We start from the raw sequence: 23,751 nt of genomic DNA on the forward strand, positions 1-23,751 counted from the left end.
TCGAAACATAGAAATCCCCGCGACATGAACCGCATCCTGCCCGCTTCGGCGCTCTTTCTGATCACCGCTGTTACGGCATTCGCTGCCGAAGTGCCGTCAGCGCCGACCATGTTCGGTTCTGCTGCGGCCGCTATCGCTCCGGCTCCCAAAGCTTCAAAGCTCGTCGAGCCGCATCTGCATATCGCCCGTTCCAACATTCCAGGCCATGCCCGTATCGCGCTCACCTTCGATGCCTGCATGGGGCAAGCCGACGAGCGCATTCTTTCCACACTGGTGCGCGAGCGCATCCCGGCGACGATCTTCGTCACCGCCCGCTGGCTGAAGCGCAACCCCGCCGCGGTTGCCGTGTTCCTGCAGAACCCGGATCTCTTCGAACTCGAAAACCACGGTGAGAACCATATTCCGGCCGTCGACACGCCGACGCTGATCTACGGGATCGCGTCTGCCGGCTCGCCGCAGGCGGTGAAGCAGGAGGTCGAAGGCGGTGCCGCCGCCATGGCCGCGGCCGGCATCCCGGCGCCGCACTGGTTCCGCGGCTCGACCGCCAAATACGATCTGTCCGCCATCGGTGAGATCCGCGCCATGGGCTATCGCATTGCCGGCTATTCCGTGAATGGCGACGGCGGTTCGCTGCTGGGCGCCGTGATCACCGAAAAGCGCATCGCCTCGGCCAAGGACGGCGACGTCGTCATCTCCCACATCAACCAGCCCACGCATGCGGCGGGCGAGGGGGTGGCGAAGGCGCTGGTCGATCTCAAGGCCAAGGGCACGGAGTTCGTCCGCCTGGAGGATGTCGAGGATACCGGCGACGATAAGACGACGGAGTGATTCCGCGGTTGAAGGTGTGCCGTGTGGCACAACAACCAATGCGAAGACTTTATCTCAACTCATTCCCGGCCCGCGCCATATCCTCTCCAAGTTTCCGAATTCCCGGCCCATCCCTGTCGAGCGCAAAATCCTCGAACCAGTCGCGATGGATTCCGGCCATCATCGCGCCGGTCATCTGCGCTGCGAGATAGGAAAAAGTGATGCCGTTGCCGCCGTAGCCGTAGGCCGCGAACACACGCGGCATGCCGGGCACCGGACCGATCAGCGGCAGGCCGTCGACGGTCTCGCCGAAGGTTCCGCACCAGGCATGGGCAACACGCGTATCCGCCTTCGGCCACAGCCGTTTCATCTTCTCCAGGATCGCCATGGTCTTTGCCGGCAGCTTCCGGTCGCGCGCTTGCGCATCGACCGTCTCATCGTCCTCGCCGCCGGCGACGATGCGGTTGTCCGGTGTCGTGCGCATGTAGAGATAGGGATGGCTGTTTTCCCAGATCAGCGCCCTGTCACGCCAGAAAATTGCCGGGTCCTGAGGGACCGTGGCGAGCGCCCAGCTCGAACGGATGCGGTGCAGTTTCGGCATGTCGATGCCCGGCATGGAATAACCGGTCGCGAGCACGACATGCCGCGCCTCGATCACCCTGGCGCTGGCCGTTTCCGCGCTCACGTGATTGCCTTCGGCGTGAACTTCGGTCACGGAAGCGCTCACCAGTCGCCCGCCACGACGGACGGCCATCTCGATCAATGCCCAGGTCAGAAGCAGCGGGTCGGCCTCTGCCGAACCGGGGGATAGGATGGCGCCGTCCCGGTCGAACTCGAACTGCGTGAAGAGATCGGGATGTTCCAGATAGACGCCGGGCAGGCCGGCCCGGCGACGAAGCTGCCGCTCCTCGAAGAGGTCGCGCGCGCCTTCACGATTGGCGGCGAGGTAGAGTGTGTTGCGCGGCCGGAAGCCGCAGGCAATGCCGTTGGCCGCGATCAGCTTGGAAAGGCCGGCGACCGAGGCGGCGCTGCGGCGATAGATGCCGGCCGCGCGCTCGAAGCCGTAGAAAGCCTCCAGCTCGCCGAGCGTGCTGTCGATCTCCCATTGCAGCATGGCCGTGCTGGCGGCGGTGCTTCCGAAGCCCGGCTCTTCCCTGTCGATGATAACAACGGAAAAGCCGCGCGCCGTCAGATGTTCCGCGATCAGCGCCCCCGTGATGCCGCCGCCGATAACCGCGACATCGGTGGAAAAGCTCTGTTCGATCGGCTGCCATTGGGGCCGTATGCCGCTTCTTCCCCAAAGCGAACGGCCGCTCGTCATCTGGCCGTGATCGGATTCGTGAAGATCGAGATCAGATGCCACCAGCGTCTCCGTTCCGTCTACTTCGGCAATTGCGGCTGCGGTTTTTCTTCGATCAGCAATTCCTCGATCACGGTCATGACGATCAGCGAGAGCGGCAGCGCCAGCATCGCACCGACCGCACCCCACATCCAGGTCCAGAACAGAATGGCGAGGAAGACGATGAAGGGATTGATTTCCAGCCGCCGTCCCATGACCGCGGGAAAGATCAAGTTCTCCATGACGGCATGCACGGTGAAGAAGGCCGCAGCCGGCATCAGGCCGATGACGAGGCCGTCATGTGTGAGGATGCCGGCGACTGCGACGGAAAGCGTCATCAGCGTAATGCCGAGATAGGGGATGAAGCTCGACAGGAAGGCGAAGAAGCCCCAGAGCACCGGTGCCGCCAGCCCGCCCGCATAGGCGATGACGGTCATGACGACGCCGAGCCCGACATAGATCAGCGAGGCGGTGGCGAAGTAGAAGCCCAGAACCTGCTCGACGGCATTGATGACGCGGATTGCGGCCAGCCGTTGCGTGCGGGTGCGGAAGGTCATGATAATGGTCTTGCGCAGGTTGACCCGGCTGGCAAGGAAAAGCAGCAAGGCCGCAAAGAAAATCAGCCCCTGTACCAGCGCCGGCGTCAGGCTTGTGGTCACCACATGCAGCACGTTGCCGGTGTTTTCGAGCAGCGCACCGATCGACATCGGCCCGCTTTCGAAGGTCGCGGGCGTGATATGCAGCCATTCGATGCGTTCGAGATAAGGCATGATGCGGTTGATGGTCCGCTCGATGAAAGCCGGGGCCTCGTTGACAAGCACCGTCAGCGGGTCGGCGAGTGAGTTGACCAGCAGGAAGAGCACCAGCGCCACGGCGCTCGACAAGAGAAAGGCATTGGCAAGCCTCGGCACACCCATCTTGCCCAGATTTTCCGCGGCCATGCCGAGGATCATGCCGACGACGACGGCAAGCGTGACCGGGATGAGGATCAGCGACATCAGATAGACGGCGGCGAGCCCGAGTATGGCGAAGATGCCGATGATCGCCCAGGCCATGCTGATATCGAGCCCGTCCTTCTCCAGCCGATGGAGCGGCGGGGGCGGCAAGTCTTCCGCCGCTTCCCGCAACGTCTGCGCCCAGGCGCTGGTGCGGCGTTCGCCTATGGCGATCTTCTTTGCCTGTTTGCGGATGCCGTTGGCGATGCCCATGCGGAGGAGGTCCCCGAAGCCCCATTGCTTCGCCACGAAAACGCGCTGGCGCGGTTCCGGTTCCCTGGGAGCGTAGCGGGTTGCAAGGACCCATCCGCCAAACCTTGTGCGGATGGTTTTATGCGAACGGCCGGGTATTACGCCGAAAGCGTCAGGCCGATGCCCCACGGATCTTTCAGAAACACGCCACCATCGCGCTTCTCGCTCTTGATTTCGAGTTCGTCCAGCTTGGCGACGGCCTTGCCGAGCGTCTCGGCGTCGTTGAAACGGATCGTGTAGTCGGAGAGCCCGGTCATATTGTCGGCGCGTGCACCGGCGCCGCGGCTGTTCCAGATATTGGCGCCGAGATGGTGATGGTAGCCGCCGCTTGCGAAGAAGCTCGCGCCGGGATAGCGCGCCATCAGCTTGAGACCGAGCACGTCGCGGTAAAAGGCGTCGGCCTGCGGGATGTCGCCGACCTGCAGATGCAGGTGGCCGATCGCCGTCCCATCGGCCATACCGCCCCAGCGGTCTTCGGGGGCGCTGTCATAGAGCGCCTGCAGGTCGAGGCGCATCGTCGCCATCTCCACCATGCCATCCTGCTGGAATTTCCATTGCTCGTGCGGCCTGTCGGCATAGATCTCGATGCCGTTGCCTTCAGGGTCGGAGAGATAGATCGCCTCGCTGACGAGGTGGTCCGATGCGCCGTCGAGAACGACGTTGTTGTGGGCGGCATGGCGCAGCCAGCGCGCCAGTTCGATGCGGTCGGGCATCAGGAAGGCGGTGTGGAAGAGGCCTGCCGCATTGCGCGGCGCGATGCGGGCATCCCCAGCGGTCGTCAGCGTCAGCAACGGCAGATCGCCGGCACCCAGCACTTCGCCGCTTGCCGTCTTCTCGATGACCTTCAGGCCGAGCATCGACTGATAGAAGCCGGAAACGAGGCCGAGATCGGTAACGACGAGATGCGACCGGTCGATATAGGCGGGCCGTGTCAGCGCATAGGAAGTTTCGGTCGTCACGGATTGGTCTCCTGGCTTTGAATTGGCCCATAGAAGGGAAGGCGTACCGACGGTGGCGCCAAAGATGCCGCCTGTGGCAAGTCCGAGAAAGTTTCGCCGGTCCATTCGCTTCTGGTGTCCTCTCGGCTGCTCTACTTGACCCCTATATGGCGGATTCCGATTGTTCACAGAAGATCTGTTTTTGAGGATGAAGCGTTGAGCAGACGTTGACGATGACTTGCGTCCACTTGATCGCGGTCAATGCGTTCATATCTTCTTTTAAGGAACTTACGCATGCATCGTCATGGAGGGCAGCATGTATAGGAAAATCATAGTAGCGATTGCGCTCGGCGGCATCGACAAGGGGGAAATAATCCTGCGCAAGGCCGCCTCCCTGCTGGACGCGGGCGGGGAGATCGTCGCGCTCAACGTCGTCGAGGACGTGCCGACATATGTCGCGGTCGAACTGCCGGCCAATATCGTCGAGGACGCGATGAAGGAGGGCCGTGATAAGCTGGCAGCGTTGATCGCCCGAACCGGTATCCCGGCAACGATCGAGATCCGCAACGGTCCACCCGCCAAAGCCATCATTTCAACCGCCGAAAGCCTGGGCGCCGACCTCATCATCGTCGCTTCGCACATACCGGACTTTTCCAATTACTTCATCGGCGCCACGGCCGACCGCGTCGTGCGCCATGCCAAATGCTCGGTGCTGGTCGACCGGCAGAAGGTTTGATGTCGCCGTTGGAGTAGGAGTGCGCGTCGATGTCCCACCGGCTCGCCGTCGAAGGCGGAGCCGGCGGTTGCGGCCTGTCACGAAGATTTACCGCCCGTGCGGTTCGCCGCAGTTGCGCCTCTCACCGTTCGATGCGACGATCTCCGTCGCGACATGAGACGGATGGGCGTGCATGGGCGAGTTCAACGGCATTCGCTGGGCTTATGATAAATACGAATTGATCGCCGACGGTATCGTCCACGGCGTCGGCCTCGTGCTGGCGCTGATCGGGGCTACCGCGCTGATCTTCTACGCCACGGTCTGGAGTTCCTACGGCGAACTTGCCGCCGCCTGGATCTACAGCGTCGGGCTGGTGCTGACGCTCGCCATTTCCTTTTCCTACAATGCCTGGCCGGTCTCACGCACGAAATGGTATCTGCGCCGCCTCGATCATTCGGCAATCTTCGTCCTGATCGCCGCCACCTACACCCCGTTCCTCGAGCGCGGGGCGGACGATCCGCTGCTGATGTTCATGCTGGTCGCAATCTGGACGTTCGCGGCCGCCGGCATTTTCGTCAAATGCGCTTTCCCCGGGCGTTATGACCGTGTCGCCATTCTGCTCTACCTCGCCATGGGCTGGAGCGGAGTGCTGGTTGCCGAGCCGGTCGCTTCGCGCATTCCCTTCGCTTCGATGCTGCTGATCATCATCGGCGGCGTCATCTATTCGCTCGGCGTCATCTTCCATGTCTGGGAGAAGCTGCGCTTCCAGAACGCCATCTGGCATGGCTTCGTCGTTGCCGCCGCGGCGGTGCATTATTCGGCCGTCTTCACATGCTTCAGCTCCCCGGCGTCGGGTCTCTGACCTGCGGCCTTGGCCCAAATCGTCCTCATGTCGCATCGGCCGTTTACATCTGTCGAGGCGGAGCGTATGCCGCTTCGCAGACAATACGAGCCGGGCAATCATGACAGACGCCGTCCTCATCCGCGACGCCAGCGAAGCCGACCTTTCCGCCATCCGCGATATCTACAATCACGCCGTCGAGCACACGACGGCAATCTGGAACGACACGCTGGTCGATCTCGAAAACCGGCTGGAATGGTTCAGAGCCCGCAAGGCGCGCGGCTTTCCGGTCGTCGTTGCCGAAATATCAGGCAAGGTTGCAGGTTACGCCTCCTATGGCGACTGGCGAGCCTTCGACGGCTACCGTCACACGGTCGAGCATTCCGTCTATGTCGACAAGGACTGCCGGGGCGCAGGCATCGGCGAACTCCTGATGCGCGAACTGATCGCGCGTGCCGCGGCCGGCAACATCCATGTGATGATCGCCGGTATCGAGGCGGAAAACACAGCCTCGATCAGGCTGCACGAAAAGCTCGGCTTTCGCATCGCCGGCAGATTTTCCGAGGTCGGCACCAAGTTCGGCCGCTGGCTGGATCTCACCTGCATGGAACTCCGGCTGCCCGGGCGAACGGATTGATCCGGCTGCCCGGGCGAACGGATTGATCCGGCTGCCCCGGCGGACGGATTGATCCGCAAATCCATAGCGAGCGTTCGCCATCTTTTTATTGTAGTCTGAGCTGTGTAGAAATCAGAGCAGCCTGCTTCGCAGACGAAGCTTGAAAGCGTGACGGAGGTGAACAGTTCCATGGCAATGCACAGATCGCCCTTCGGCCTCCTTGCCTTCGCCTTTCTCGCCTTTGCGCCGATCTCCACGCGTGCCGCCGATTGCGGCAGCACGGCCTCGCCGAAGCTCGACTGGCAGGATTGCACCAAGAAGAACCTGATGCTGCAGGGCAGCGATCTTGAAGGCGCCAATCTCTTCGGCACCGATTTTTCGCTGACCGATCTCGCCGGCGCCAACGTCAAGTCCGCCAATCTCGAAAAGGCGACGCTGGTGCGAGCCTCGCTCGAGGGGGCGCGTGCCGAAGGCGCCAACTTCGCCAAGATCGAGGCCTATCGCTCCAGCTTCGCCAATATCGTTGCCGAAGGCGCTTCCTTTGCCGGCGCCGAGCTGCAGCGCGCCAATTTCACCGGCGCCCGGCTTGCCGGAGCAAGCTTCGAAAAGGCCGAACTCGGCCGTGCCGATTTCGACAAGGCGGTGTTGACGGGGACGAAATTCTCCTTCGCCAACCTTTCCCGCGCCGATCTCTCCGGAGCGGCCTTCGAAGGCGCGGCCATATTCGATCGTGCGTTCATGTTTCTCACTCGCATCGAAGGCCTGGATCTTTCGGCCGCAACCGGGCTCGAACAGGCGCAGATAGAACTGGCCTGCGGCGATGCCTCGACCAAACTGCCGGCTGGCCTGAGCACGCCGGCAAGCTGGCCGTGCCCTGCCGAGCACGAGTGATCGGGCCGGCTCGCGGCAGAGATCCGTCCTAGGTCCTATCCGTGATGTAGAGATAGAATTCCACCAGGCTGCCATCGGCGTTTCCCGCCTTGGCGAACTTTTCCCGCCGTCGATGCACCCGCTCCGCTACACGCTGCGACGGGATATTGTCGAGCCTCACGATGGAGACGATGCGCGCAAGGCCGAGGGTTTCAAGCGCGTAGTCTCGGCATGCGGTCGCCGCCTCGGCCGCATAGCCCTTGCCCCAATGGTCGCGCCACAGGTGGTAGCCGATCTCGGGTTCCAGCCCCGCGGAGGTTTCCTGCAATGTGATGCCGCAATCACCGAGCAAGGCGCCGCTCTGCCGGTCCGTCACCGCCCAGAGGCCGAAATCGTGGCTGGCATAACTGTCGAAGGCGAGCCGCTGAAACCAGCGCGCGGTTTCATCGAAGCTCTTTATGCCGGGATAATAGCGCATGCATTCGGCATCGCCGAAAATGCGGTGGAGAAACGGCAGGTCATCAGGCGTGATCTCCCGCAATGTCAGCCGGCCGGTCTTCAGGATGTTTCGCGACACGGTTTTCTCTTCCCTGAAAGACATAAGAGGTCAGCGGCTCATCGCATTCGGATCAGCCGCTTGCCGATGGCAGAACAGGCGCTTACTTCCCAGCCTCGAACACCATGGCGTGGCCATTGATGCAGTAGCGCAGGCCGGTCGGCGGCGGGCCGTCGGGGAAGACGTGGCCGAGATGGGCTTCGCAGGTGCCGCAGCGGATTTCGGTGCGCACCATGCCGTAGGTCGTATCGCGATATTCGGTCACGGCATCGGGCGATACCGCTTCGAAATAGCTCGGCCAGCCGCAACCGGCATCGAATTTCGTGTCGGAGCGGAAAAGCGGCGCGTTGCAACCGACGCAGCGGTAAAGTCCCGTCTCGAAGGAATCCCAGTAGGGTCCGGTGAAAGCGCGCTCCGTGCCGTGCTGGCGCGTGATGCGATATTGCTCGGGGGTGAGCTGCTCCTTCCATTCGGCATCGGTCTTGTGGATCTTCGGAGTGGTTGCAGTTTCGGACATGGCGTGCTCCTTTTGCCGAGGGGCGGTTCCGTTTCGCAAGAAAATGTGGTGCCTCCCCCTCACTTCATCAAGGCTGCGGCGCAGCGCCAGGAGATTCGCGGCATAGCGCAATTGGGGGAAGACGTTTGCTTTTACATCCGTTAGGAATTTTCCGTTAGGGTTAATGTGACGTGCATTGGAGAAACCACTGGTGTTTGAAACCGTAATCTTCCTGCTTTATGGCCTGGTAGCCGCAGCCGCCATGGTGGTCACGATGTTGGAAGGCTGGGCCAACCATGACGGTTTGACACTCTATCGTCTCGCCGGGCTCATCGCCTGTTTGCTCTGGCCGCTGACGCTTTTGCTCTTCCTCCTGCACGGCTGCGTCGCGCGGCTGCTGACACGTTTTTCCCGTCGGATGGCCTGAACGGTTTCCGATACGCTCGTGCAGTTTCGCCCTGTGATCGAAATTGCTTGAGAGGTCCTACCATTTCGCCTAAGTCAGAGACAGGCCGATTTTCGCTGGCCTTCGTCTATTGCCGGTAGAGGAGGAGACATGGCCGATGTCACGGCTCTGACATTTCTGGCCTTGTGTCTGCCGCTCGCCGGCGCTCTTGCCGCTCCCTTCGTCATCCGTGCCTTTGGCGCAAACGGCGCCTGGTTCCTGGCGATTGCTCCTTTCCTTGCCTTCCTGCATTTCCTGCGTTTCGTTCCCGCTGTCGCGCGTGGCGAGGTCGTTACCGGCGGCTATTTCTGGGTGCCGAGCTTCAACCTCTCTTTCTCATGGTTTCTCGATGGCCTGTCGCTGGCTTTCGCGCTTCTGATCACCGGTATCGGCACCCTGATCGTTCTCTATGCCGGCGGCTACCTCAAAGGTCATAAGGATCAGGGCCGCTTCTTCTCCTTCATCTTCCTCTTCATGGGGGCGATGCTCGGTGTCGTCGTGTCCGACAGCTTCCTGATGTTCTTCATCTTCTGGGAACTGACGTCGATCACCTCCTTCCTGCTGATCGGCTTCGACCATGAGCGCGAGGCGGCTCGCCGCGCCGCACTGCAGGCTTTGGTCGTCACCGGTGGGGGAGGGCTCTGCCTCTTGGCCGGCCTGCTGCTCCTCTGGAACATATCGGGCGTCACCGAGATGTCGCAGCTGATCCGATCGGGCGATGCCGTGCGCGAAAGCCCGCTTTATCTCGCTGCCCTCATCCTGGTCCTCGGCGGCGCCTTCACCAAGTCGGCGCAGTTTCCCTTTCATTTCTGGCTGCCGAACGCCATGGAGGCGCCGACGCCGGTGTCGGCCTATCTGCATTCGGCCACCATGGTGAAAGCAGGCGTCTATCTGCTGATGCGGCTCAATCCCGTCATGGGAGCGACGCCTGCCTGGGAAGTCCTGCTGCCCTTCTTCGGCGGGCTGACGCTGGTGGTCGGAACAGCGCTCGCCATCCGCCAGACCGACCTGAAGCTGAAGCTCGCCTATACCACCGTCTCCTCCCTCGGCCTGCTCGTCATGCTGATCGGCTTCGGTTCGGATCATGCGGTGGCGGCGGCGGCGCTCTATCTGGTGGCGCATTCGCTGTTCAAGGGTGCGCTCTTCATGGTCGCCGGCATCATCGATCACGAGACCGGCACGCGCGATATCACCAGATTGCGCGGTCTGAGGCGGACGATGCCGCTGACATGGATTACGGCCCTTGCCGCGGCACTCTCCATGGCCGGCCTGCCGCCCTTCTTCGGCTTCCTCGCCAAGGAGGAGATCTATACGGCGCTTCTCGGCGGCAATCTCCGCGCGCTGACCTTTACGTCGATCGCGGTCTTCGGCAATGCGCTGATGTTCGCCGTCGCTTTCGCCGTGGCGCTGAAACCTTTCCTCGGCCAGCCGATGGAGACGCCGAAACATCCGCACGAGGCCCCTGCGCTGCTCTGGCTCGGCCCCGCTGTTCTGGCCGTTCTCGGGCCGCTCGCCGCGATCTTTTCGGCCTTCACCCACGCCGGCATATCTTCGCCCATCGCTGCCGCCATCCGCCAGACGCCTGTCGATATCGATATTTCGCTTGTGCCGCATGTCGGCCTGCCGCTGCTGCTTTCCGTCCTGACCGTGCTCTTCGGCATCGGTGTCTATTGGCAGCTGGATCGCGCCCGTTTCCTGATGGCCGTCTTGCTGCGCGCGGCCGGTCCCGGGCCGGATCATGGCTTCGACGTCGCCGTATCCGGTCTTGTTCGCTTCGCCGGCCGCCTCATGCATGTTCTCCAGCCGGGGCGGCTCGAGATCTATGTCACCTGTACCTTCCTCTGTGTCGCCGCCATCCTCATCATTCCCCTGGCGGCCTATGATGAGCTGCCGCGTCTTCCCGCCTGGCCGGCCGACGTCAGGCTGCATGAATGGGCCGTCTTCCTGATCGCCGCCTTGGGCCTTGCCGCTGTCCTCGTTGCCCGCGACCGGCTGACGGCTGTGGTCTCTCTTGGCATCCAGGGCTTCGCCGTCGCCGTCATCTTCCTGTTGTTCGGCGCGCCGGATCTGTCCTTCACGCAATTCATGGTCGAAACTCTTTCGGTCGTCATCCTCGCGCTCGTCATGACCAGGCTTCGGCTCTCCCCCGCCGATCATCGCCCTATGGCCGGCAGGCTTTTCGACGGCGCGATCGCGCTCGCCTGCGGCCTCGGCTTTACGCTTTTGCTGATGCGGGCGACGCAAGCGCCGTTCAACGACGCGCTGACGGTCTTCTTCAATAGCTATTCCAAATCGATTGCCCATGGCGCCAACGTCGTCAACGTCATCATCGTCGATTTCCGCGGCACCGACACGCTCGGCGAAATCGCCGTCGTCGCCGTCACCGGCCTCGCCATCCTGGCGCTGATCCGCATCCGCGCCGGTACGGAGCGCAAGCTTGCCGCCAATGATCCGGATGCGGTGGGGGCAGGAGAGTGATCCCGTGAACACCCTCATCTTCCGCACCGTCGCCCCGTTCCTCACCGCGCTGATGCTGCTGTTTTCCGTCTTCGTGCTGCTGCGCGGCCACAACGAGCCGGGCGGCGGCTTCATCGGCGGCCTGATCGCCGCCTCGGGACTGGCGATCTACGGCATTGCCCGCGGTGTTGCCGCCGTTCGCCGCGCGCTCTTCTTTCATCCGCTGACGATCGCCGGCGCCGGCTTGCTGCTGTCGACCATCGCGGGCCTTCTTTCCATCCCCTTTGGTGTTCCCTTCATGACCGGCCTCTGGGTCTATCCGAGCCTCCTGGGCACCGAGGTGCCGCTGTCGAGCGTGCTGCTCTTCGATGTCGGCGTCTATCTCGTCGTGCTCGGCGCCATCACCTCGATTGCGCTGGCGCTCGAGGAAAAGGAGGTGGAGTGATGGAACCGCTTCTGGCAATCCTCGTCGGCCTGTTCTTCGCCGCCGCCATCTATCTGATGCTGTCGAAATTCTCGATCCGCATCATGCTCGGCATCGCCATCCTCGGCAATGCGGTCAATCTCCTGCTCTTTACATCAGGCCGGTTGACCAGCGAGGTGCCGCCGATCATCCCGGCCGGTCTCGACGCCCTGCCGTCAGGCACGGCGAACCCGTTGCCGCAGGCGCTCATCCTGACGGCGATCGTCATTTCCTTCTCTTTCCTGGCCTTCCTGCTGGTGCTGACCTACCGCGCCTATCAGGACCTCGGCACCGACGACACCAGTGAAATGCACGCCGCCGAGCCGGACGACCGGCCGCTGCCACCGTTGGGGTATTGAGGATGGACGTGGAAGTTTTGGCTGAAGCTCGGCAGGCGGCCTCCCTCTTCTCCCCAGCGGGGAGAAGGTGCCCGTCAGGGCGGATGAGGGGGGCGAGGAGCGATTGCGACGAGCGTCCGCAGCGCGAGCGAAGGACAGCGCGTGCCGTGCCGCCCCCCTCATCCGACCCTTCGGGCCACCTTCTCCCCGCTGGGGAGAAGAGGGAGCAAGGCGTGCCGAGCGGAAAAGAAGTCTGATTGCATGGCCGCTCCAATCACCATAGATCTCTCCGCCGCCCTGATCACCGCCCCGGTGCCGATCGGCCATTGGCTGGTCATCCTGCCGGTCGTCCATTGCATCGCGCTCGGCGCCATCTTGCTGATGGTGCGCGCCCATCCGCGTCTGCAGGGCTGGCTTGCCATATCAGGCCTTACGCTGCTGGTCGTCATGGATGCGGCGCTGCTTGCCAAAGTCGCTGCGGAGGGGCCGCTGACCATGGTCATGGGGCGCTGGCTGCCGCCCTTCGGCATCGCCTTCACCGTCGATCTCTTCGGCGCGCTGATGGCGTTCACCGCAGCCCTTGCCGCGCTCGCTGCCGGCATCTATGCGCTGGCCGATATCGGTGAAAGCGGCCGGCGGTACGGTTTCTTCCCGCTGCTGATGCTGCTGATGGCGGGCGTCACCGGTGCTTTTCTCACCGGCGACGTCTTCAATCTCTACGTCTGGTTCGAGGTGCTGCTGATCTCCTCCTTCGGGCTGATCATTCTCGGCTCCGAGCGTGAACAGATCGACGGGGCGCTGAGATATGCGGTGCTCAATCTCATCGCCACGACGCTGTTCCTGATCGGCGTCGGCATTCTTTATGCCGCCTTCGGCACGCTCAACATGGCCGACATCGCGGCAAGGGCCAAGGATTTGCGCGGCACGGCGCCGCTGATGGCGCTGGCAGGCCTCTTCCTGCTCGCCTTCGGCATGAAGGCGGCGGCGTTTCCGGTCAATTTCTGGCTGCCCGCCGCCTACCATACGCCGCGCATCGTCGTCTCGGCGCTGTTTGCCGGCCTGCTCACCAAGGTCGGCATTTACGCTCTGATCCGGGTGATGGTCATGCTGCTGCCGGTGGAACGGGAGGAACTGAGCCTCGTCATCGCGCTTGCCGCGGCCGCGACCATTCTGGTCGGCGCGCTCGGCGCGCTTGCCGAAAACGATATCCGCAGGCTGTTCGGCTATGTCGTCATATCGGGAATCGGCAACATGCTCGCCGGCGTCGCAGTCGGCAGCCCCGGCGGCATCGGCGGTGCGATCTTCTATGCCCTCCATTCCATCGTGCTGATGACCGCGCTCTACCTCGCAGCCGGCGAGATCGCCCGGCGGGGCGGCGGCTTTTCGTTGTCGGCCTTGGGCGGGCTCTACCGGCAAAGCGGCGGCTTTGCCGCGCTGTCTCTCGTGCTATTCCTGGCGGCCTGCGGCCTTCCGCCCTTTTCCGGTTTTTGGCCGAAGGTCATGCTCGTCAAGGCGTCGCTCGACAGCGGCGCCTGGTGGCTTGCAGCCTCGATCCTTGCGGGAGGTTTTCTGATGACCATCGTCTTCGGCCGCCTCTTCCTGCTCGCCTATTGGCGTCCCGCGCCGATGGTGCTCGCCCCGTCCCGGGCGTGCTGGCGCACCGGCCTGTCGCTTGCCGTGCTGACGGCACTGACCATCGGCTTCGGCATTCTGCCGGAACAACTGCTGAAACTGTCGCAATCGGCCGCCGCCGGCATTGTCGATCCGCAGGCCTATCTTCACTCGGTCTTCCCGGAAGGAAGTACGCCGTGATCGTCTTCCTCTTCAATCTGCTGCTTGCCATTGCCTGGGTCGCCGTCACCGGCAGCGCCTCGCTGCTCAACCTCATCTTCGGCTTCCTGCTTGGGACCCTGGCGCTCATCATCATTCGCGAGCCCTTCGGGAGCAGAGGATATCTGCGCCGCGCCCGTCTGGTGCTGTCGCTTGCCGCTTTGTTCCTGAAGGAGTTGTCGCTGTCGGCTTGGAAGGTCACGCTCACCGTTCTCTCGCCCGATATGAAGCTGAAGCCCGGCATCTTCGCCTTTCCGCTGACGGTCACGAGCGATTTCGAGATCACACTGCTCGCAAACCTCATCACGCTGACGCCGGGCACGCTTTCGGTCGATGTCTCCACAGATCGCCGCACGCTCTATGTCCACGCGCTCGATTGTTCCGATCCGGAAGCGACGAGGCGGGACATTGCCAACGGTTTCGAACGCAAGATCATGGAGGCCTTCCGGTGATTACGCCCGACACAATCATCGCGGCCGCATCGTCGGCCGCACTCGTCATCCTGAGCCTGGCGCTGCTTCTGACCGTCTGGCGCGTCATTGCCGGGCCGACCCTGCCGGACCGCATCCTCGCTCTCGACATGCTGACCGGCATAGCCATCGGTTTCATCGCCGTCATTGCGGTCAAAACAGGCTTTTCGCTCTATATCGATATCGCCATCGCGCTCGGCCTCGTCGGCTTCCTCGCAACTGTCGCTTTCGCCCGTTTCTTGCTGTCGCGCGGCAGCATCAAATCTGCGCCTTCCGCATCCGCGGCAAAAATTGACGCGAAGACCCGTCGGGCAGGGAGGAAGCGCAAATGATCGATTTCATCGTTGCCGTCATCACAGCTCTGCTCCTCATAACAGGCGCGCTCTTTGCTCTGTCAGCGGCGATCGGGCTGATCAGGTTGCCTGATCTCTATACGCGCATGCACTCGGCCTCGAAGGCGGGCACGGTCGGCTCCGGCCTGCTGCTCTTTGCCGCCGGCCTTTATTCGCAAGAACCGGCGATTCTCGTCCGCGCCATTGCCGGCTTCGTTTTCTTCTTGCTGACGGCCCCTGTATCGGCCCATCTGCTCGCGAGAGCGGCTCACCGTTCGGGATATGATCTTGGCGGCATTTCGGTGCGTGATGATATGCGCAAGCGCTGAGAACATATGCTGTTCGGCGCCTTAATCAGTTTTACGCGAACTTATGCACAGGAAGGAACGAATAAACCTTGCCGATGGCCTGCTCAATTCTTCATCTGACATTTTTTCTCAAGAAAAACGACAAATAATAATTGGCGTTTCCGCCAAACGATGGTATTTGAAAATGCAAGTAGAGTTCTGATTGTGAATGACAATCGTACTGCTTCCAAGTCCCTCAGTTTTGATTTTTAATGTCTAACTGAGGCCATCGCCTGGGGCATGACGTAGTGGCTTTCCATCAGGCAGTATAAGAACAGGTCTCGCTCTTCGGAATCTAGGGGTGGATTCGCGTTTTTCGGAACAGAAGTCGTTTCCTGTGCTTTTGCTGTTCGCTTCTACGAGGCGGGTCTTTGACGTGTCAGTCAAAGACCGTTTGAGCATGCTAACAGGAGAAAGAATATGACGGATATAGCGACCGGCAATGGGCCGGAGCTGCTTGTGGAACTGACGGCCGACATCGTCGCGGCTTATGTCAGCAACCATGTTGTCCCGGTCAGTGACCTGGCCAATCTGATTTCCGACGTGCATTCGGCATTGAGCAACACGTCCGTACCGCAGCCCGCTGCGGCGATCGTCGAAAAGCAGAAGCCTGCAGTTTCTGTCCGCAAGTCCGTGCAGGACGAGCAGATCACGTGTTTGGAATGCGGCGGTAATTTCAAGTCCCTCAAGCGCCACCTGATGACGCATCACAGCCTCTCGCCGGAGGAATATCGTGAGAAGTGGGACCTGCCGACCGACTACCCGATGGTAGCGCCCGCTTATGCCGAAGCGCGTTCGCGCCTCGCAAAGGAGATGGGCCTCGGGCAGCGCCGCAAGCGCGGCCGCGGCTGAGCTTTTTCGAAAGCCACCAAAGACAAAAGCCGGGTCCTATGCCCGGCTTTTTTGTATGCATTCAGGACGGAAAATAATCGCTCCAGTATTTCGTGCCCTGCCGCAACGAATCGTATGAACGGCAGGATAGTGCGAGAGGCCAGCCTTAAGCTTTGGCGCAAGGCGTAGAATGTATTCCCGTACTATCAGCAAGTGTTAATATACTCATCGCGGCCGGCAGGCCCGAATCGATCCTCTGCGGAGGGCTCTCAAATCAGGCCGGACGCAATCGCTTCAGGCCGCCGCCCGGACCCGTGCCTCTTCCCTGATTCTGTTCACCATCGACCGCAGTCCGTTCGAGCGCTGTGAAGACAGGTTTTCCACGAGGCCTATCCTCGAGAAGATCTCGAAGGCATCGAGGCCGGCGATCTCGGACGCCGGCTTGCCGGAATAGGTGGCGAGCACGATGGCGACCAAGCCGCGTACGATATGGGCGTCCGAATCACCCTCGAAGCTCATGATGGGATTGTCGGGATCGCCCGTCGTATGCGTCACCAGCCAAACCTGGCTGGCGCAGCCCATCACCTTGTTCTCGGAGGTGCGCTTTTCCTCGGCCAGTTCTGGCAATGCCTTGCCGAGTTCGATGACATAGCGGTAGCGGTCTTCCCAATCGTCCAGGAAAGTGAAGTCGTCGATGATCTGGTCGAGGGATGCCATGGAAAAGCCTTTCACCGTTCAAGCAGTCCCAGCAAAAGTGCGCAGCGGTTTTGCGTCCGGAATGCGTCAGGAAATGCTTCTAAAGTGCATATAGGTGAAAGACCGGCGGATTTGAACCGTTAAAAAAGAACGCCGTGAGGGATGGGCATCCTCACGGCGCAGCAACATGCTGAATTGAAACAGGGCAGGCACGTCAGGCATGGGGCATTTCCGCGTCATGCGGACCACCGATGCAAGCTGGAGAAACGGTACGCTAAATCCAAAAGGTTAGAGCGGCCGCAGAAATTTCGTCAGATGGCCGGCTTCGGCGTCGGCAGCGGGATAGCGCCGGTCATCACCGTCTCGGCCGTATCCTCATCATCGACCGGCGGACGGTAAGGCATCGGCTGGTTGAGGGCTGCCTTTGCCTCGCGCACCTTCTCCTGGATCGAAGGCGCGGCGAGAGAGGGCATGGCAAGCGTCGCCGGAGCCTGCGCCTCGGCAAGCTTCGCGGTCGCCGGCGCCGCGTCCTGGAATTGGCTGTCGAGCAGTTCGTAGGCAACGCGGGCGCCTTCGCGGGCCCGGTAGCCGAGGGCGGTGAAAGTCTCGGCGCCCTTGACGCAGACCTCGGGTTTTTCCGAGCACATGCCGGTCAGATAGTCATAGGCGCCGCTTGCCGCCGTAAACGCGTCGGAAAGCTGCAGTTGCGGGCCGCTGGCAAGCTTGTCGGAACTTTCCGTGCTGAAGACGGAAAGAAGCACGAGCACAAGTCCAAACCAGAAGGATCCTTTGATCAGAAACCACATTGTCGTTGCCCATCCTGTTTGTCCCGTCCGGTCTTGTCGCCGAATCAGGCCGGTTGTCCGGTGTGTTTTCACCCTATCGCCAAGTTGCGAATGCCGCTTTTCGAAACTCACGCGCATTTGCGGCAAATTTAATTCAAATTTTAGCGAATGGGATTTGAGCCGGATTTTAGTCGAATGCGAGCGATCGCCGTTAAGCATCAAGGCAGCACCTGCTTGCAATTGCACGGCTTTTGCGAATTCGCCTTGCCACAAGAGTTAACGCTATGCTGAAATATGAAGGAAATCCGCTGCTTACCCGCTATTAACCACAAAAAGCAAAGAGACTGCCAGATGCCTCAAAACGGGAATTTCGGCTCTTTCAGGCTGTGAAGAGGGCTTTTGCCTTATCCTTTCCTTAAGCCGCCAAGGCCTATTGTCCGGATCAACAGACAGCCTTTTCGGCGGGTATTGCGTGCGTGTATTGGGTAACATTGGCGGCTGGATGACGGCCCTCGTAGACCGGGCGGCGACAAGCTGGCTTTCCCGGACGGGAGGCGGCGAAGCCGTGCGCCAACGCGAGCTCGCCATCCTGCGCCGCCTCGTCCTGCTCTCTTCGGCCGCTCTCGTGGCCGCTCCGATCGGCCTGTCGACCGTCACCAGCCCGGCCGTCGCCCTGCCGGCGGGTGTCGCCATGGTTTGCGCCGCCTTTCTCTTTTCCGCCGTCGGAAGCATCGCGCTCGCCCGCCAGGGTTCGCCCGCCGGCATCGCCACCCAGTCGGCCGAGGATTTCCTCCTCGCGGTGACTCCCGGCCTCGTCTTCTTCCTCGACCCGCAGGGCAGTGTGGTGACGGTCGGTGGCCGTGACCACTGCGACTTCCTCGCCTGGATGCGCGATCCCCGGGGTAGAGGCTTCTTTGAGCAGGTACACGTCTCCGACCGTATCCTTTTCCTCCAGTCGCTCGATAGCCTGCGCCGGGGCGAGGACGCAGCGAGCGTCGACCTGCGGCTCGACCGGCCTTCCGTCGGACGCGGCCAGCGCCAGTTCGCACATCTGAGAATGGATATGACCGCGCGGCGCGACGCTGATGGCGAGCTTGCCGCTGTCGTCGCCCAATTGCGCGATGTCTCCGTCGAGCAGCAGCTGCGTGACGAAGCCCAGAACCGCGCGGCCGATGCCGAATCCGCAAACGACGCCAAATCGCGCTTCCTTGCTGCGGTGAGCCATGAGCTGCGCACGCCACTGAACGCCATTCTCGGCTTTTCCGATATCCTGATCGGCGAATATTTCGGCAAGTTCGAAAACGACCGCCAGCGCGAATATGTCGGCCTGGTCCGTGAATCCGGCGCGCATCTCTTGTCCGTCGTCAACACCATGCTCGACATGAGCAAGATCGAAGCTGGCCGCTACGAGCTGATCCTGGAAGCCTTCGATATATCGAGCTCCGTCAAATCCTGCGAATCGATGCTGGCATTGCAGGCCAAGACCAAGGGCGTCACCCTGACGAGCCGCATTCAGCGCGGCCTTGGCGAGATCGTCGCCGATCAGCGCGCCATCCAGCAGATTCTCATCAATCTCGTCGGCAATGCCGTGAAGTTCACGGAAGCCGGCGGCGTCGTCTCCATCGATGCGGCGGTGCGCGACGGCATCCTGAAGCTGACGGTCAGCGATACCGGCATCGGCATCCCGGCCGACAAGCTGGCATTGCTCGGCCAGCCCTTCGTCCAGATCCAGAACGACTACACCCGCCGCTTCGAAGGCACCGGTCTCGGCCTCTCGCTGGTCAAGGGGCTGGTGTCGCTGCATGGCGGAAACTTCGCTATCGCCAGCCAGCCGGGCGAGGGCACGATCATCACCATCGAGATCGCAGCGGACGGCTCGGGCGCCACGCGCGCCGATGAAGCCGGCCATGGCGCAACTGTCGAGTTTCCACCGCGGCTGAAGGGCGCGGTCAATACCGGCGCAGAAGTGGAAGAGGGGCTTTTCGATGGCCGCGCGCAAGCGAAAATCGCCTAAGGGAAAAAAGGGACGGCAGCAGCCGGGCCTTTTGATGACGGGTGCGGCCGCCCTCGGTGGCCTTAGCCTGCAGGGCGCGACCGTGCTCGGCGGTGTCATCGGCCGCAATCCGTCCGTCGCCGGCGGCACGATCGCCTTCGCCGTCATCTTCTCCTTCGTCGCCGCCAATGCGCTCTGGTATCAGCCGGGCCTGCATCCGCATCCGATTTTCCGTACCCGCGACCCGCAGTCTCCAAACGTGCTCGGCGCCCGCCGCCCGGCCGAGGAGCCGCAGGGCGACGTCACGACCTTCCGGATCGAACGCCCGGAGGATGGAGCCACCACCAATGCGACGCCGGCGCCGGCAGCAGCTGGCCAGCAGCCGAGCCAGCTCGTCATGGACATCCAGCAGCAACTGGTGCGCCGCGGTCTCTATAGCGGCACGCCGGACGGGATCATCGGCCCCCGCACCAGTGCGGCCATCCTTTTCTTCGAGGAAACCGTCGGCATGGCCCAAAGCGGCGACGCGACGCCCGAGGTTCTTGCGGCTCTGAAAACGGACGCCGCCGGCCCGACGACCGTGCCCGCCGAAAAGCCGCTCGAGGATGTGAGTTCGAAGGCATCGTCGGAAGATCCGGTCGCAGCGGCGATCCGCAGCGCCGAGAAGACGATCAAGACGGCCCCATCGGCTGCAAAACAGGTTCCATCAAGCGAAATCGCCAATGTCGATCTGGTGCTGAAAATCCAGAAGGGCCTTTCCAACATGGCCTATGCCAATGTCGGCGTCGACGGCGTCGCCGGAGAGCAGACCCGCGCGGCCATCCGCCATTTCCAGAAGCACTATAATCTGCCCGAGAACGGCGAACCGAACGAGGCGGTGCTGAAGAAACTCAAGGAAATCGGCGCGATCTAGAGCAATTCCGTTTTTCTTCGAATCACGGAATTGCTCTATCTCTTTGTTTTCAGGCAATTCCGGACGCAAAACCGCTGCACACTTTTGCTGGAATTGCTTTAGCCCCAAAACGCGCAGTCGCGCCTTGGCCTTGTCCTACAACCTAAGTCTAAGACGCAGCTGCCGTTTGCAACTTGTTAACCATGTTGCCGGAAGCTTTTCTGATTGAGGCGGGGGAGCGTCGGTCATGCATGCGCTGAAGGTGATAGACGATCGGGCCGGAGAGGCGGCGGCCGAGGCGGGAGGGCCTGACCCCGACGCTTTGCGCCATATTCTGTTGCGCCTTGCCGAAGAGGCCTCCACCCTTGGCATCGATCTCGTCGACATCGCCGGCGCCATTCAGGACATGGCTGCGATGTCGGCCAGGCATGCCTCTGCCTTCGACAACGTTACCCGCACCGCGCTTGCGATTGCCGAGACCAACCGCGCGGTGGCCGTCTCGCTGCGCGAGACAGACCATACGGCGGCCGAGGCTCGCCACATGCTGAAGGAATCAGCCGACCGCCTGTCCGGTTCGGTCGCCGAGATCGGCCACATGGTTCAGTCCTCCAACGAGATCGGCACCGAAATCGCCGGTTTTTCAAAATCGCTTGCCGATGTGGACAAGATCGCCGAGGAGATCAGCACCATTGCGCGCCAGACCAACCTGCTGGCGCTGAACGCCGCAATCGAGGCCGCACGCGCCGGCGATGCGGGCAAGGGTTTTGCGGTCGTCGCCGCCGAAGTTCGTGCCTTGTCGCTGCAGACGTCGAAGGCGACAGGCTCCATCCAGGATACGCTGGACGAACTGCGCGTGAAGATCGATCGGCTGTCGGTCGCAGGCAGCGATGCGCGCAAGAGCGCTGCCGGCGTGCGCGACAAGTCGGAGGCGATGCGTGGAGCCTTCGACAGCATGGAAAATGTCATTACCCGCATCCTCGACAGTTCGACCGTGATGGCCAACACCACCGAGGCGGTCGACCAGCAATGCGCCGGATTCGTCCAGACGCTCAGCGATATGTCGGCCGAAGTCGCCGGCTCGAATGTCAGGCTGCAGCAGGCCGCCACACGTGTCGACAGCGTCGTCGGCCTTTCCGAAACCCTGATCCAACTGACGGCGAGCGCCGGCGTCAAGACCGCCGACAGCCATTGGATCGAGGAGGCGCAATCGGTGGCAAGGCAGATTTCCGGCGCTTTCGAACGCGCCGTTGCCGAAGGCCAGATCGGCCTCGACGCTCTCTTCGACCGGCGCTACCGCCCGATTCCCGGTAGCGATCCGGCACAGGTGATGGCGGCCTTTACCGAACTTGCCGACCGCCTGCTGCCGCCGATCCAGGAACCGGTTGTCGCCGCGGACGAGCGCATCGCCTTCTGCGCCGCGATCGACGAGAACGGCTACCTCCCGACCCACAACCGGAAATTCTCCCAGCCGCAACGGCCTGGCGACACCGTCTGGAACACCGCCAATTGCCGCAACCGCCGCATCTTCGCCGATCGTGTCGGCCTTGCCGCCGGCCGCAGCACCGCGCCATTTCTGGTCCAGACCTACAGGCGCGACATGGGTGGCGGCAATTTCGTGATGATGAAGGATATCTCGGCTCCGATCACCGTCCGGGGGCGGCATTGGGGAGGCTTGCGGCTGGCGGTCAAGGTCTGACGCGGCATCAGGATTTGACCGGATTGCCGCCGCCCGTGCGCCGGTCTATACCGCGCCGATGAGATTGCGCGCCGACATTTTCGTTTCCGCCCTCCTGCGCCGCGTCTTCGCCAGCGGCGATTTCGCCGCCGTGGAGAAAAAGGGCGCGGAGGAAGCGGGTGCGATCTTCATCCGCCAGCACTTTCGCGATGGCCTGGAGACGCTCTATGCGCCGGCGCCGCAGACCGCCTTTGGCGATGAGCAGACCGGCGACCGCCTGTTCGAGATCCGCCTGCTGCGTGCCGAGCCGGAAGCGGTGTGGGCGATGCTGGAGCGCGAACGCAAGTTCGACCCCGATCTCTGGATCGTCGAGCTGGAGGCGGAGGAACTGGGCGACCTGATCCCGCTCGCGAGGGATGGCGGCTGACGGGTCGAAGGCGTGCGTTAGAGCATGTCGCGCAAAAGTGTGCGACGGTTTTGCGATAACGACATGCTTAAAAACAAAGATCTAAAGCGCAAGGAGCGAATCTGAAAGATCGCGACGCGCTTTAGTTTAGCGTGACCGCCGCCCCAGGACGCGCATGTCGCGCTGCTGCGGCGTCTGGCGGATGAAGCGATAGTTGGCCGCTTCCTCAATTGCGGGTGCAGCGGGCGCCTCGGGCTTGTACGTGTAGCGATCGGCGCGCCGCCAGGCTTCGACCCGTTCGTGGCATTCTTCCGGATCCAGCGCATCGAGCACCATCCAGCCACGTGTGACGTTGTGCTGCGGCTCGGCAAGATGCGGATAGAGCTTTTCGAGCACGAAGACGGCGTCGAGGAAGCCCATGCCGAGGCTCGTCAGCGTGGTGGCGAGCTGTTGGCCGGAAAGATCGAGCATGATGCGCTCGGCAAGCCAGCGGCTGGCGGACAGGGCATCGGCAAGTGCTGTTGCGAAATGCATGGCTTCGCGTGAGCGGGCAAAGCGCACCAGCAGCGCTTCCTGAATGTCGGTGAGCGTGCGCAGGCCGAGCCTGTCGTCGTCGCTGCGGCCGAGATGGCCGGCAAGGCCAAGGATGCGCTCGCGCAGCGCCTCTTCATTGGCGACCCGTTGTTCCTCGAGCGCCTCCGCTTCATTGGTCTCCACCGGGATAGGCGCAAGCGGCACTGCCGGAGGCTCGGCGAGTTGAGTGACCGTGGCTGCTGCCCGCGGGCCGGCCTGGCGCAACGCCACCAATGCATCGATGACCTTCGGCGAGAGCGAATCGCGACTGACGATCGCCTTGACGTGATCCTTGCCCTGGGTGCGCGCGATGGTGATCAGCGTCTCGTCGGCGATTGCCTTGGAGGCCGCAATGAAGGGCGCCGCGATTTCGATCGGCTGGCTGCCGATGAACAGCGCCACGGCTGCCGGTATGTGATCGCATTGAGACAGGGCGGCCACCGCCTGGCGCTTGGCCTCGTCGGAGGAGGCCTGGAACAACGGCGTGAAAAGCTCGGCGAACTGGCGCAGTTCGGATCGTGTCGGGTGAGACAGATTCTCGAAACTGCTGACGGTCGCCATCAATACCACGTCCTTTTTCCTGACGGCCAACGGGCCTTCTAGGTCTCGAAACCGGTCACGCACAAGAACACCTGAAAACGCGGAACAAGGGGAACCAGGGATCGACATGCGCTGGCGGAACGCATGCCGGGCCACACGGTTATGAACAAATCCTACACCGGTACGGTTAATGCATGCTGAAGATTTTATTAAAATGCAACAGAAAGATACACGCGCTGCGTGTTGCTAAATG

The 23,751-nt window shown here is 62.1% G+C and carries 26 protein-coding genes; 18 read left to right on the forward strand and 8 right to left on the reverse strand.

Annotated features, from left to right (window positions below):
• Positions 1 to 24 precede the first annotated feature (24 nt).
• Positions 25 to 828 (forward strand): polysaccharide deacetylase family protein, encoded by an 804-nt coding sequence (locus tag ATY78_RS10335; RefSeq protein ID WP_088682252.1) that lies wholly within the window; start codon positions 25 to 27, stop codon positions 826 to 828.
• Positions 829 to 877: 49 nt separating this feature from the next.
• On the opposite strand, the gene ATY78_RS10340 is transcribed toward ATY78_RS10335, so the two are convergent.
• The 3 genes from ATY78_RS10340 to ATY78_RS10350 form a co-directional block, all read right to left on the reverse strand.
• On the reverse strand, positions 878 to 2,170 hold the full coding sequence (locus ATY78_RS10340) for an FAD-dependent oxidoreductase (protein WP_088682253.1): 1,293 nt from the start codon (positions 2,168 to 2,170) through the stop codon (positions 878 to 880).
• Between the two features lie 17 nt (positions 2,171 to 2,187).
• Positions 2,188 to 3,354, reverse strand: a complete 1,167-nt coding sequence (locus ATY78_RS10345) for an AI-2E family transporter (protein ID WP_088682254.1) — start codon at positions 3,352 to 3,354, stop codon at positions 2,188 to 2,190.
• A 137-nt stretch (positions 3,355 to 3,491) separates the two neighbouring features.
• Positions 3,492 to 4,457, reverse strand: coding sequence for a VOC family protein (locus tag ATY78_RS10350; RefSeq protein WP_190237431.1), 966 nt, complete (start codon positions 4,455 to 4,457; stop codon positions 3,492 to 3,494).
• A gap of 190 nt (positions 4,458 to 4,647) precedes the next feature.
• On the opposite strand from ATY78_RS10350, the gene ATY78_RS10355 reads away from it, so the two are divergent.
• The 4 genes from ATY78_RS10355 to ATY78_RS10370 all read left to right on the forward strand — a co-directional run bounded on the left by ATY78_RS10355 (position 4,648) and on the right by ATY78_RS10370 (position 7,394).
• Positions 4,648 to 5,067 (forward strand): universal stress protein, encoded by a 420-nt coding sequence (locus ATY78_RS10355; RefSeq protein WP_088682256.1) that lies wholly within the window; start codon positions 4,648 to 4,650, stop codon positions 5,065 to 5,067.
• 172 nt (positions 5,068 to 5,239) lie between these two features.
• Complete coding sequence (locus tag ATY78_RS10360; protein WP_088682257.1) at positions 5,240 to 5,908, forward strand: hemolysin III family protein; 669 nt, start codon at positions 5,240 to 5,242, stop codon at positions 5,906 to 5,908.
• Positions 5,909 to 6,008: 100 nt separating this feature from the next.
• Positions 6,009 to 6,524 (forward strand): GNAT family N-acetyltransferase, encoded by a 516-nt coding sequence (locus ATY78_RS10365; protein ID WP_088682258.1) that lies wholly within the window; start codon positions 6,009 to 6,011, stop codon positions 6,522 to 6,524.
• Positions 6,525 to 6,692: 168 nt separating this feature from the next.
• Entirely contained in the window at positions 6,693 to 7,394 is a 702-nt protein-coding gene (locus ATY78_RS10370) for a pentapeptide repeat-containing protein (RefSeq protein WP_088682259.1), read from the forward strand.
• A gap of 28 nt (positions 7,395 to 7,422) precedes the next feature.
• Here ATY78_RS10370 and ATY78_RS10375 read toward each other — a convergent pair whose 3' ends face one another.
• Together ATY78_RS10375 and msrB are read right to left on the reverse strand one after the other, a co-directional pair.
• Positions 7,423 to 7,950 (reverse strand): GNAT family N-acetyltransferase, encoded by a 528-nt coding sequence (locus ATY78_RS10375; RefSeq protein ID WP_088682260.1) that lies wholly within the window; start codon positions 7,948 to 7,950, stop codon positions 7,423 to 7,425.
• Positions 7,951 to 8,032: 82 nt separating this feature from the next.
• Complete coding sequence (msrB, locus tag ATY78_RS10380; protein ID WP_088682261.1) at positions 8,033 to 8,446, reverse strand: peptide-methionine (R)-S-oxide reductase MsrB; 414 nt, start codon at positions 8,444 to 8,446, stop codon at positions 8,033 to 8,035.
• A gap of 190 nt (positions 8,447 to 8,636) precedes the next feature.
• Here msrB and ATY78_RS10385 point away from each other — a divergent pair, with 190 nt between their 5' ends.
• The 9 genes from ATY78_RS10385 (at position 8,637) to ATY78_RS10425 (ending at position 15,959) form a co-directional block, all read left to right on the forward strand.
• Positions 8,637 to 8,852 (forward strand): hypothetical protein, encoded by a 216-nt coding sequence (locus ATY78_RS10385; RefSeq protein ID WP_088682262.1) that lies wholly within the window; start codon positions 8,637 to 8,639, stop codon positions 8,850 to 8,852.
• Between the two features lie 129 nt (positions 8,853 to 8,981).
• On the forward strand, positions 8,982 to 11,348 hold the full coding sequence (locus tag ATY78_RS10390; protein ID WP_088682263.1) for a putative monovalent cation/H+ antiporter subunit A: 2,367 nt from the start codon (positions 8,982 to 8,984) through the stop codon (positions 11,346 to 11,348).
• A 4-nt stretch (positions 11,349 to 11,352) separates the two neighbouring features.
• On the forward strand, positions 11,353 to 11,772 hold the full coding sequence (locus tag ATY78_RS10395) for a Na+/H+ antiporter subunit B (RefSeq protein ID WP_088682264.1): 420 nt from the start codon (positions 11,353 to 11,355) through the stop codon (positions 11,770 to 11,772).
• Positions 11,772 to 12,149 carry a Na+/H+ antiporter subunit C gene (locus ATY78_RS10400; protein WP_088682265.1) on the forward strand — a complete coding sequence of 126 codons (378 nt, stop codon included), beginning with the start codon at positions 11,772 to 11,774 and terminating at the stop codon, positions 12,147 to 12,149. Before ATY78_RS10395 ends, ATY78_RS10400 begins: the two co-directional genes overlap by 1 nt.
• Positions 12,150 to 12,389: 240 nt before the next feature.
• On the forward strand, positions 12,390 to 13,940 hold the full coding sequence (locus ATY78_RS10405; protein ID WP_088682266.1) for a Na+/H+ antiporter subunit D: 1,551 nt from the start codon (positions 12,390 to 12,392) through the stop codon (positions 13,938 to 13,940).
• A complete protein-coding gene (locus ATY78_RS10410; protein ID WP_088682267.1) occupies positions 13,937 to 14,410 on the forward strand; it encodes a Na+/H+ antiporter subunit E in 474 nt (157 codons plus the stop codon). Before ATY78_RS10405 ends, ATY78_RS10410 begins: the two co-directional genes overlap by 4 nt.
• A complete protein-coding gene (locus tag ATY78_RS10415) occupies positions 14,407 to 14,760 on the forward strand; it encodes a cation:proton antiporter (RefSeq protein ID WP_088682268.1) in 354 nt (117 codons plus the stop codon). Before ATY78_RS10410 ends, ATY78_RS10415 begins: the two co-directional genes overlap by 4 nt.
• A complete protein-coding gene (gene mnhG / locus ATY78_RS10420; protein ID WP_088682269.1) occupies positions 14,757 to 15,089 on the forward strand; it encodes a monovalent cation/H(+) antiporter subunit G in 333 nt (110 codons plus the stop codon). The genes ATY78_RS10415 and mnhG overlap by 4 nt, the downstream gene beginning before the upstream one ends.
• Before the next feature lie 438 nt (positions 15,090 to 15,527).
• The gene (locus ATY78_RS10425) at positions 15,528 to 15,959 is read left to right on the forward strand and encodes a MucR family transcriptional regulator (protein ID WP_008528845.1); all 432 of its coding nucleotides are present in this window, start codon (positions 15,528 to 15,530) and stop codon (positions 15,957 to 15,959) included.
• Between the two features lie 273 nt (positions 15,960 to 16,232).
• Here ATY78_RS10425 and ATY78_RS10430 read toward each other — a convergent pair whose 3' ends face one another.
• Together ATY78_RS10430 and ATY78_RS10435 are read right to left on the reverse strand one after the other, a co-directional pair.
• Positions 16,233 to 16,655, reverse strand: a complete 423-nt coding sequence (locus ATY78_RS10430) for a SufE family protein (protein ID WP_088682270.1) — start codon at positions 16,653 to 16,655, stop codon at positions 16,233 to 16,235.
• A 290-nt stretch (positions 16,656 to 16,945) separates the two neighbouring features.
• A complete protein-coding gene (locus ATY78_RS10435; protein WP_088682271.1) occupies positions 16,946 to 17,440 on the reverse strand; it encodes a DUF5330 domain-containing protein in 495 nt (164 codons plus the stop codon).
• Between the two features lie 412 nt (positions 17,441 to 17,852).
• On the opposite strand from ATY78_RS10435, the gene ATY78_RS10440 reads away from it, so the two are divergent.
• The 4 genes from ATY78_RS10440 to ATY78_RS10455 all read left to right on the forward strand — a co-directional run bounded on the left by ATY78_RS10440 (position 17,853) and on the right by ATY78_RS10455 (position 22,406).
• A complete protein-coding gene (locus tag ATY78_RS10440; RefSeq protein ID WP_245313532.1) occupies positions 17,853 to 19,433 on the forward strand; it encodes a HAMP domain-containing sensor histidine kinase in 1,581 nt (526 codons plus the stop codon).
• Positions 19,405 to 20,325 (forward strand): peptidoglycan-binding domain-containing protein, encoded by a 921-nt coding sequence (locus tag ATY78_RS10445; RefSeq protein ID WP_088682273.1) that lies wholly within the window; start codon positions 19,405 to 19,407, stop codon positions 20,323 to 20,325. The genes ATY78_RS10440 and ATY78_RS10445 overlap by 29 nt, the downstream gene beginning before the upstream one ends.
• A gap of 226 nt (positions 20,326 to 20,551) precedes the next feature.
• Positions 20,552 to 22,000, forward strand: a complete 1,449-nt coding sequence (locus tag ATY78_RS10450) for a methyl-accepting chemotaxis protein (RefSeq protein WP_088682274.1) — start codon at positions 20,552 to 20,554, stop codon at positions 21,998 to 22,000.
• 58 nt (positions 22,001 to 22,058) lie between these two features.
• On the forward strand, positions 22,059 to 22,406 hold the full coding sequence (locus ATY78_RS10455) for a DUF1491 family protein (protein ID WP_088682275.1): 348 nt from the start codon (positions 22,059 to 22,061) through the stop codon (positions 22,404 to 22,406).
• Between the two features lie 126 nt (positions 22,407 to 22,532).
• Here ATY78_RS10455 and ATY78_RS10460 read toward each other — a convergent pair whose 3' ends face one another.
• Complete coding sequence (locus tag ATY78_RS10460; RefSeq protein ID WP_088682276.1) at positions 22,533 to 23,582, reverse strand: DUF2336 domain-containing protein; 1,050 nt, start codon at positions 23,580 to 23,582, stop codon at positions 22,533 to 22,535.
• Positions 23,583 to 23,751: the final 169 nt, after the last annotated feature.

The sequence above is a fragment of the Rhizobium sp. R635 genome, from assembly GCF_002211285.1.
GTDB lineage: Bacteria > Pseudomonadota > Alphaproteobacteria > Rhizobiales > Rhizobiaceae > Rhizobium.

What these genes read in the sequence shown, in the direction of transcription:
- ATY78_RS10335 (WP_088682252.1), top strand. Translation starts at nt 25, where the DNA reads ATGAACCGCATCCTGCCCGCTTCGGCGCTCTTTCTGATCACCGCTGTT.
- ATY78_RS10345 (WP_088682254.1), bottom strand. Translation starts at nt 3,354, where the DNA reads ATGGGCATCGCCAACGGCATCCGCAAACAGGCAAAGAAGATCGCCATA.
- ATY78_RS10350 (WP_190237431.1), bottom strand. Translation starts at nt 4,457, where the DNA reads ATGGACCGGCGAAACTTTCTCGGACTTGCCACAGGCGGCATCTTTGGC.
- ATY78_RS10355 (WP_088682256.1), top strand. Translation starts at nt 4,648, where the DNA reads ATGTATAGGAAAATCATAGTAGCGATTGCGCTCGGCGGCATCGACAAG.
- ATY78_RS10360 (WP_088682257.1), top strand. Translation starts at nt 5,240, where the DNA reads ATGGGCGAGTTCAACGGCATTCGCTGGGCTTATGATAAATACGAATTG.
- ATY78_RS10365 (WP_088682258.1), top strand. Translation starts at nt 6,009, where the DNA reads ATGACAGACGCCGTCCTCATCCGCGACGCCAGCGAAGCCGACCTTTCC.
- ATY78_RS10370 (WP_088682259.1), top strand. Translation starts at nt 6,693, where the DNA reads ATGGCAATGCACAGATCGCCCTTCGGCCTCCTTGCCTTCGCCTTTCTC.
- msrB (WP_088682261.1), bottom strand. Translation starts at nt 8,446, where the DNA reads ATGTCCGAAACTGCAACCACTCCGAAGATCCACAAGACCGATGCCGAA.
- ATY78_RS10390 (WP_088682263.1), top strand. Translation starts at nt 8,982, where the DNA reads ATGGCCGATGTCACGGCTCTGACATTTCTGGCCTTGTGTCTGCCGCTC.
- ATY78_RS10400 (WP_088682265.1), top strand. Translation starts at nt 11,772, where the DNA reads ATGGAACCGCTTCTGGCAATCCTCGTCGGCCTGTTCTTCGCCGCCGCC.
- ATY78_RS10405 (WP_088682266.1), top strand. Translation starts at nt 12,390, where the DNA reads ATGGCCGCTCCAATCACCATAGATCTCTCCGCCGCCCTGATCACCGCC.
- mnhG (WP_088682269.1), top strand. Translation starts at nt 14,757, where the DNA reads ATGATCGATTTCATCGTTGCCGTCATCACAGCTCTGCTCCTCATAACA.
- ATY78_RS10425 (WP_008528845.1), top strand. Translation starts at nt 15,528, where the DNA reads ATGACGGATATAGCGACCGGCAATGGGCCGGAGCTGCTTGTGGAACTG.
- ATY78_RS10430 (WP_088682270.1), bottom strand. Translation starts at nt 16,655, where the DNA reads ATGGCATCCCTCGACCAGATCATCGACGACTTCACTTTCCTGGACGAT.
- ATY78_RS10435 (WP_088682271.1), bottom strand. Translation starts at nt 17,440, where the DNA reads ATGTGGTTTCTGATCAAAGGATCCTTCTGGTTTGGACTTGTGCTCGTG.
- ATY78_RS10445 (WP_088682273.1), top strand. Translation starts at nt 19,405, where the DNA reads ATGGCCGCGCGCAAGCGAAAATCGCCTAAGGGAAAAAAGGGACGGCAG.
- ATY78_RS10450 (WP_088682274.1), top strand. Translation starts at nt 20,552, where the DNA reads ATGCATGCGCTGAAGGTGATAGACGATCGGGCCGGAGAGGCGGCGGCC.
- ATY78_RS10455 (WP_088682275.1), top strand. Translation starts at nt 22,059, where the DNA reads ATGAGATTGCGCGCCGACATTTTCGTTTCCGCCCTCCTGCGCCGCGTC.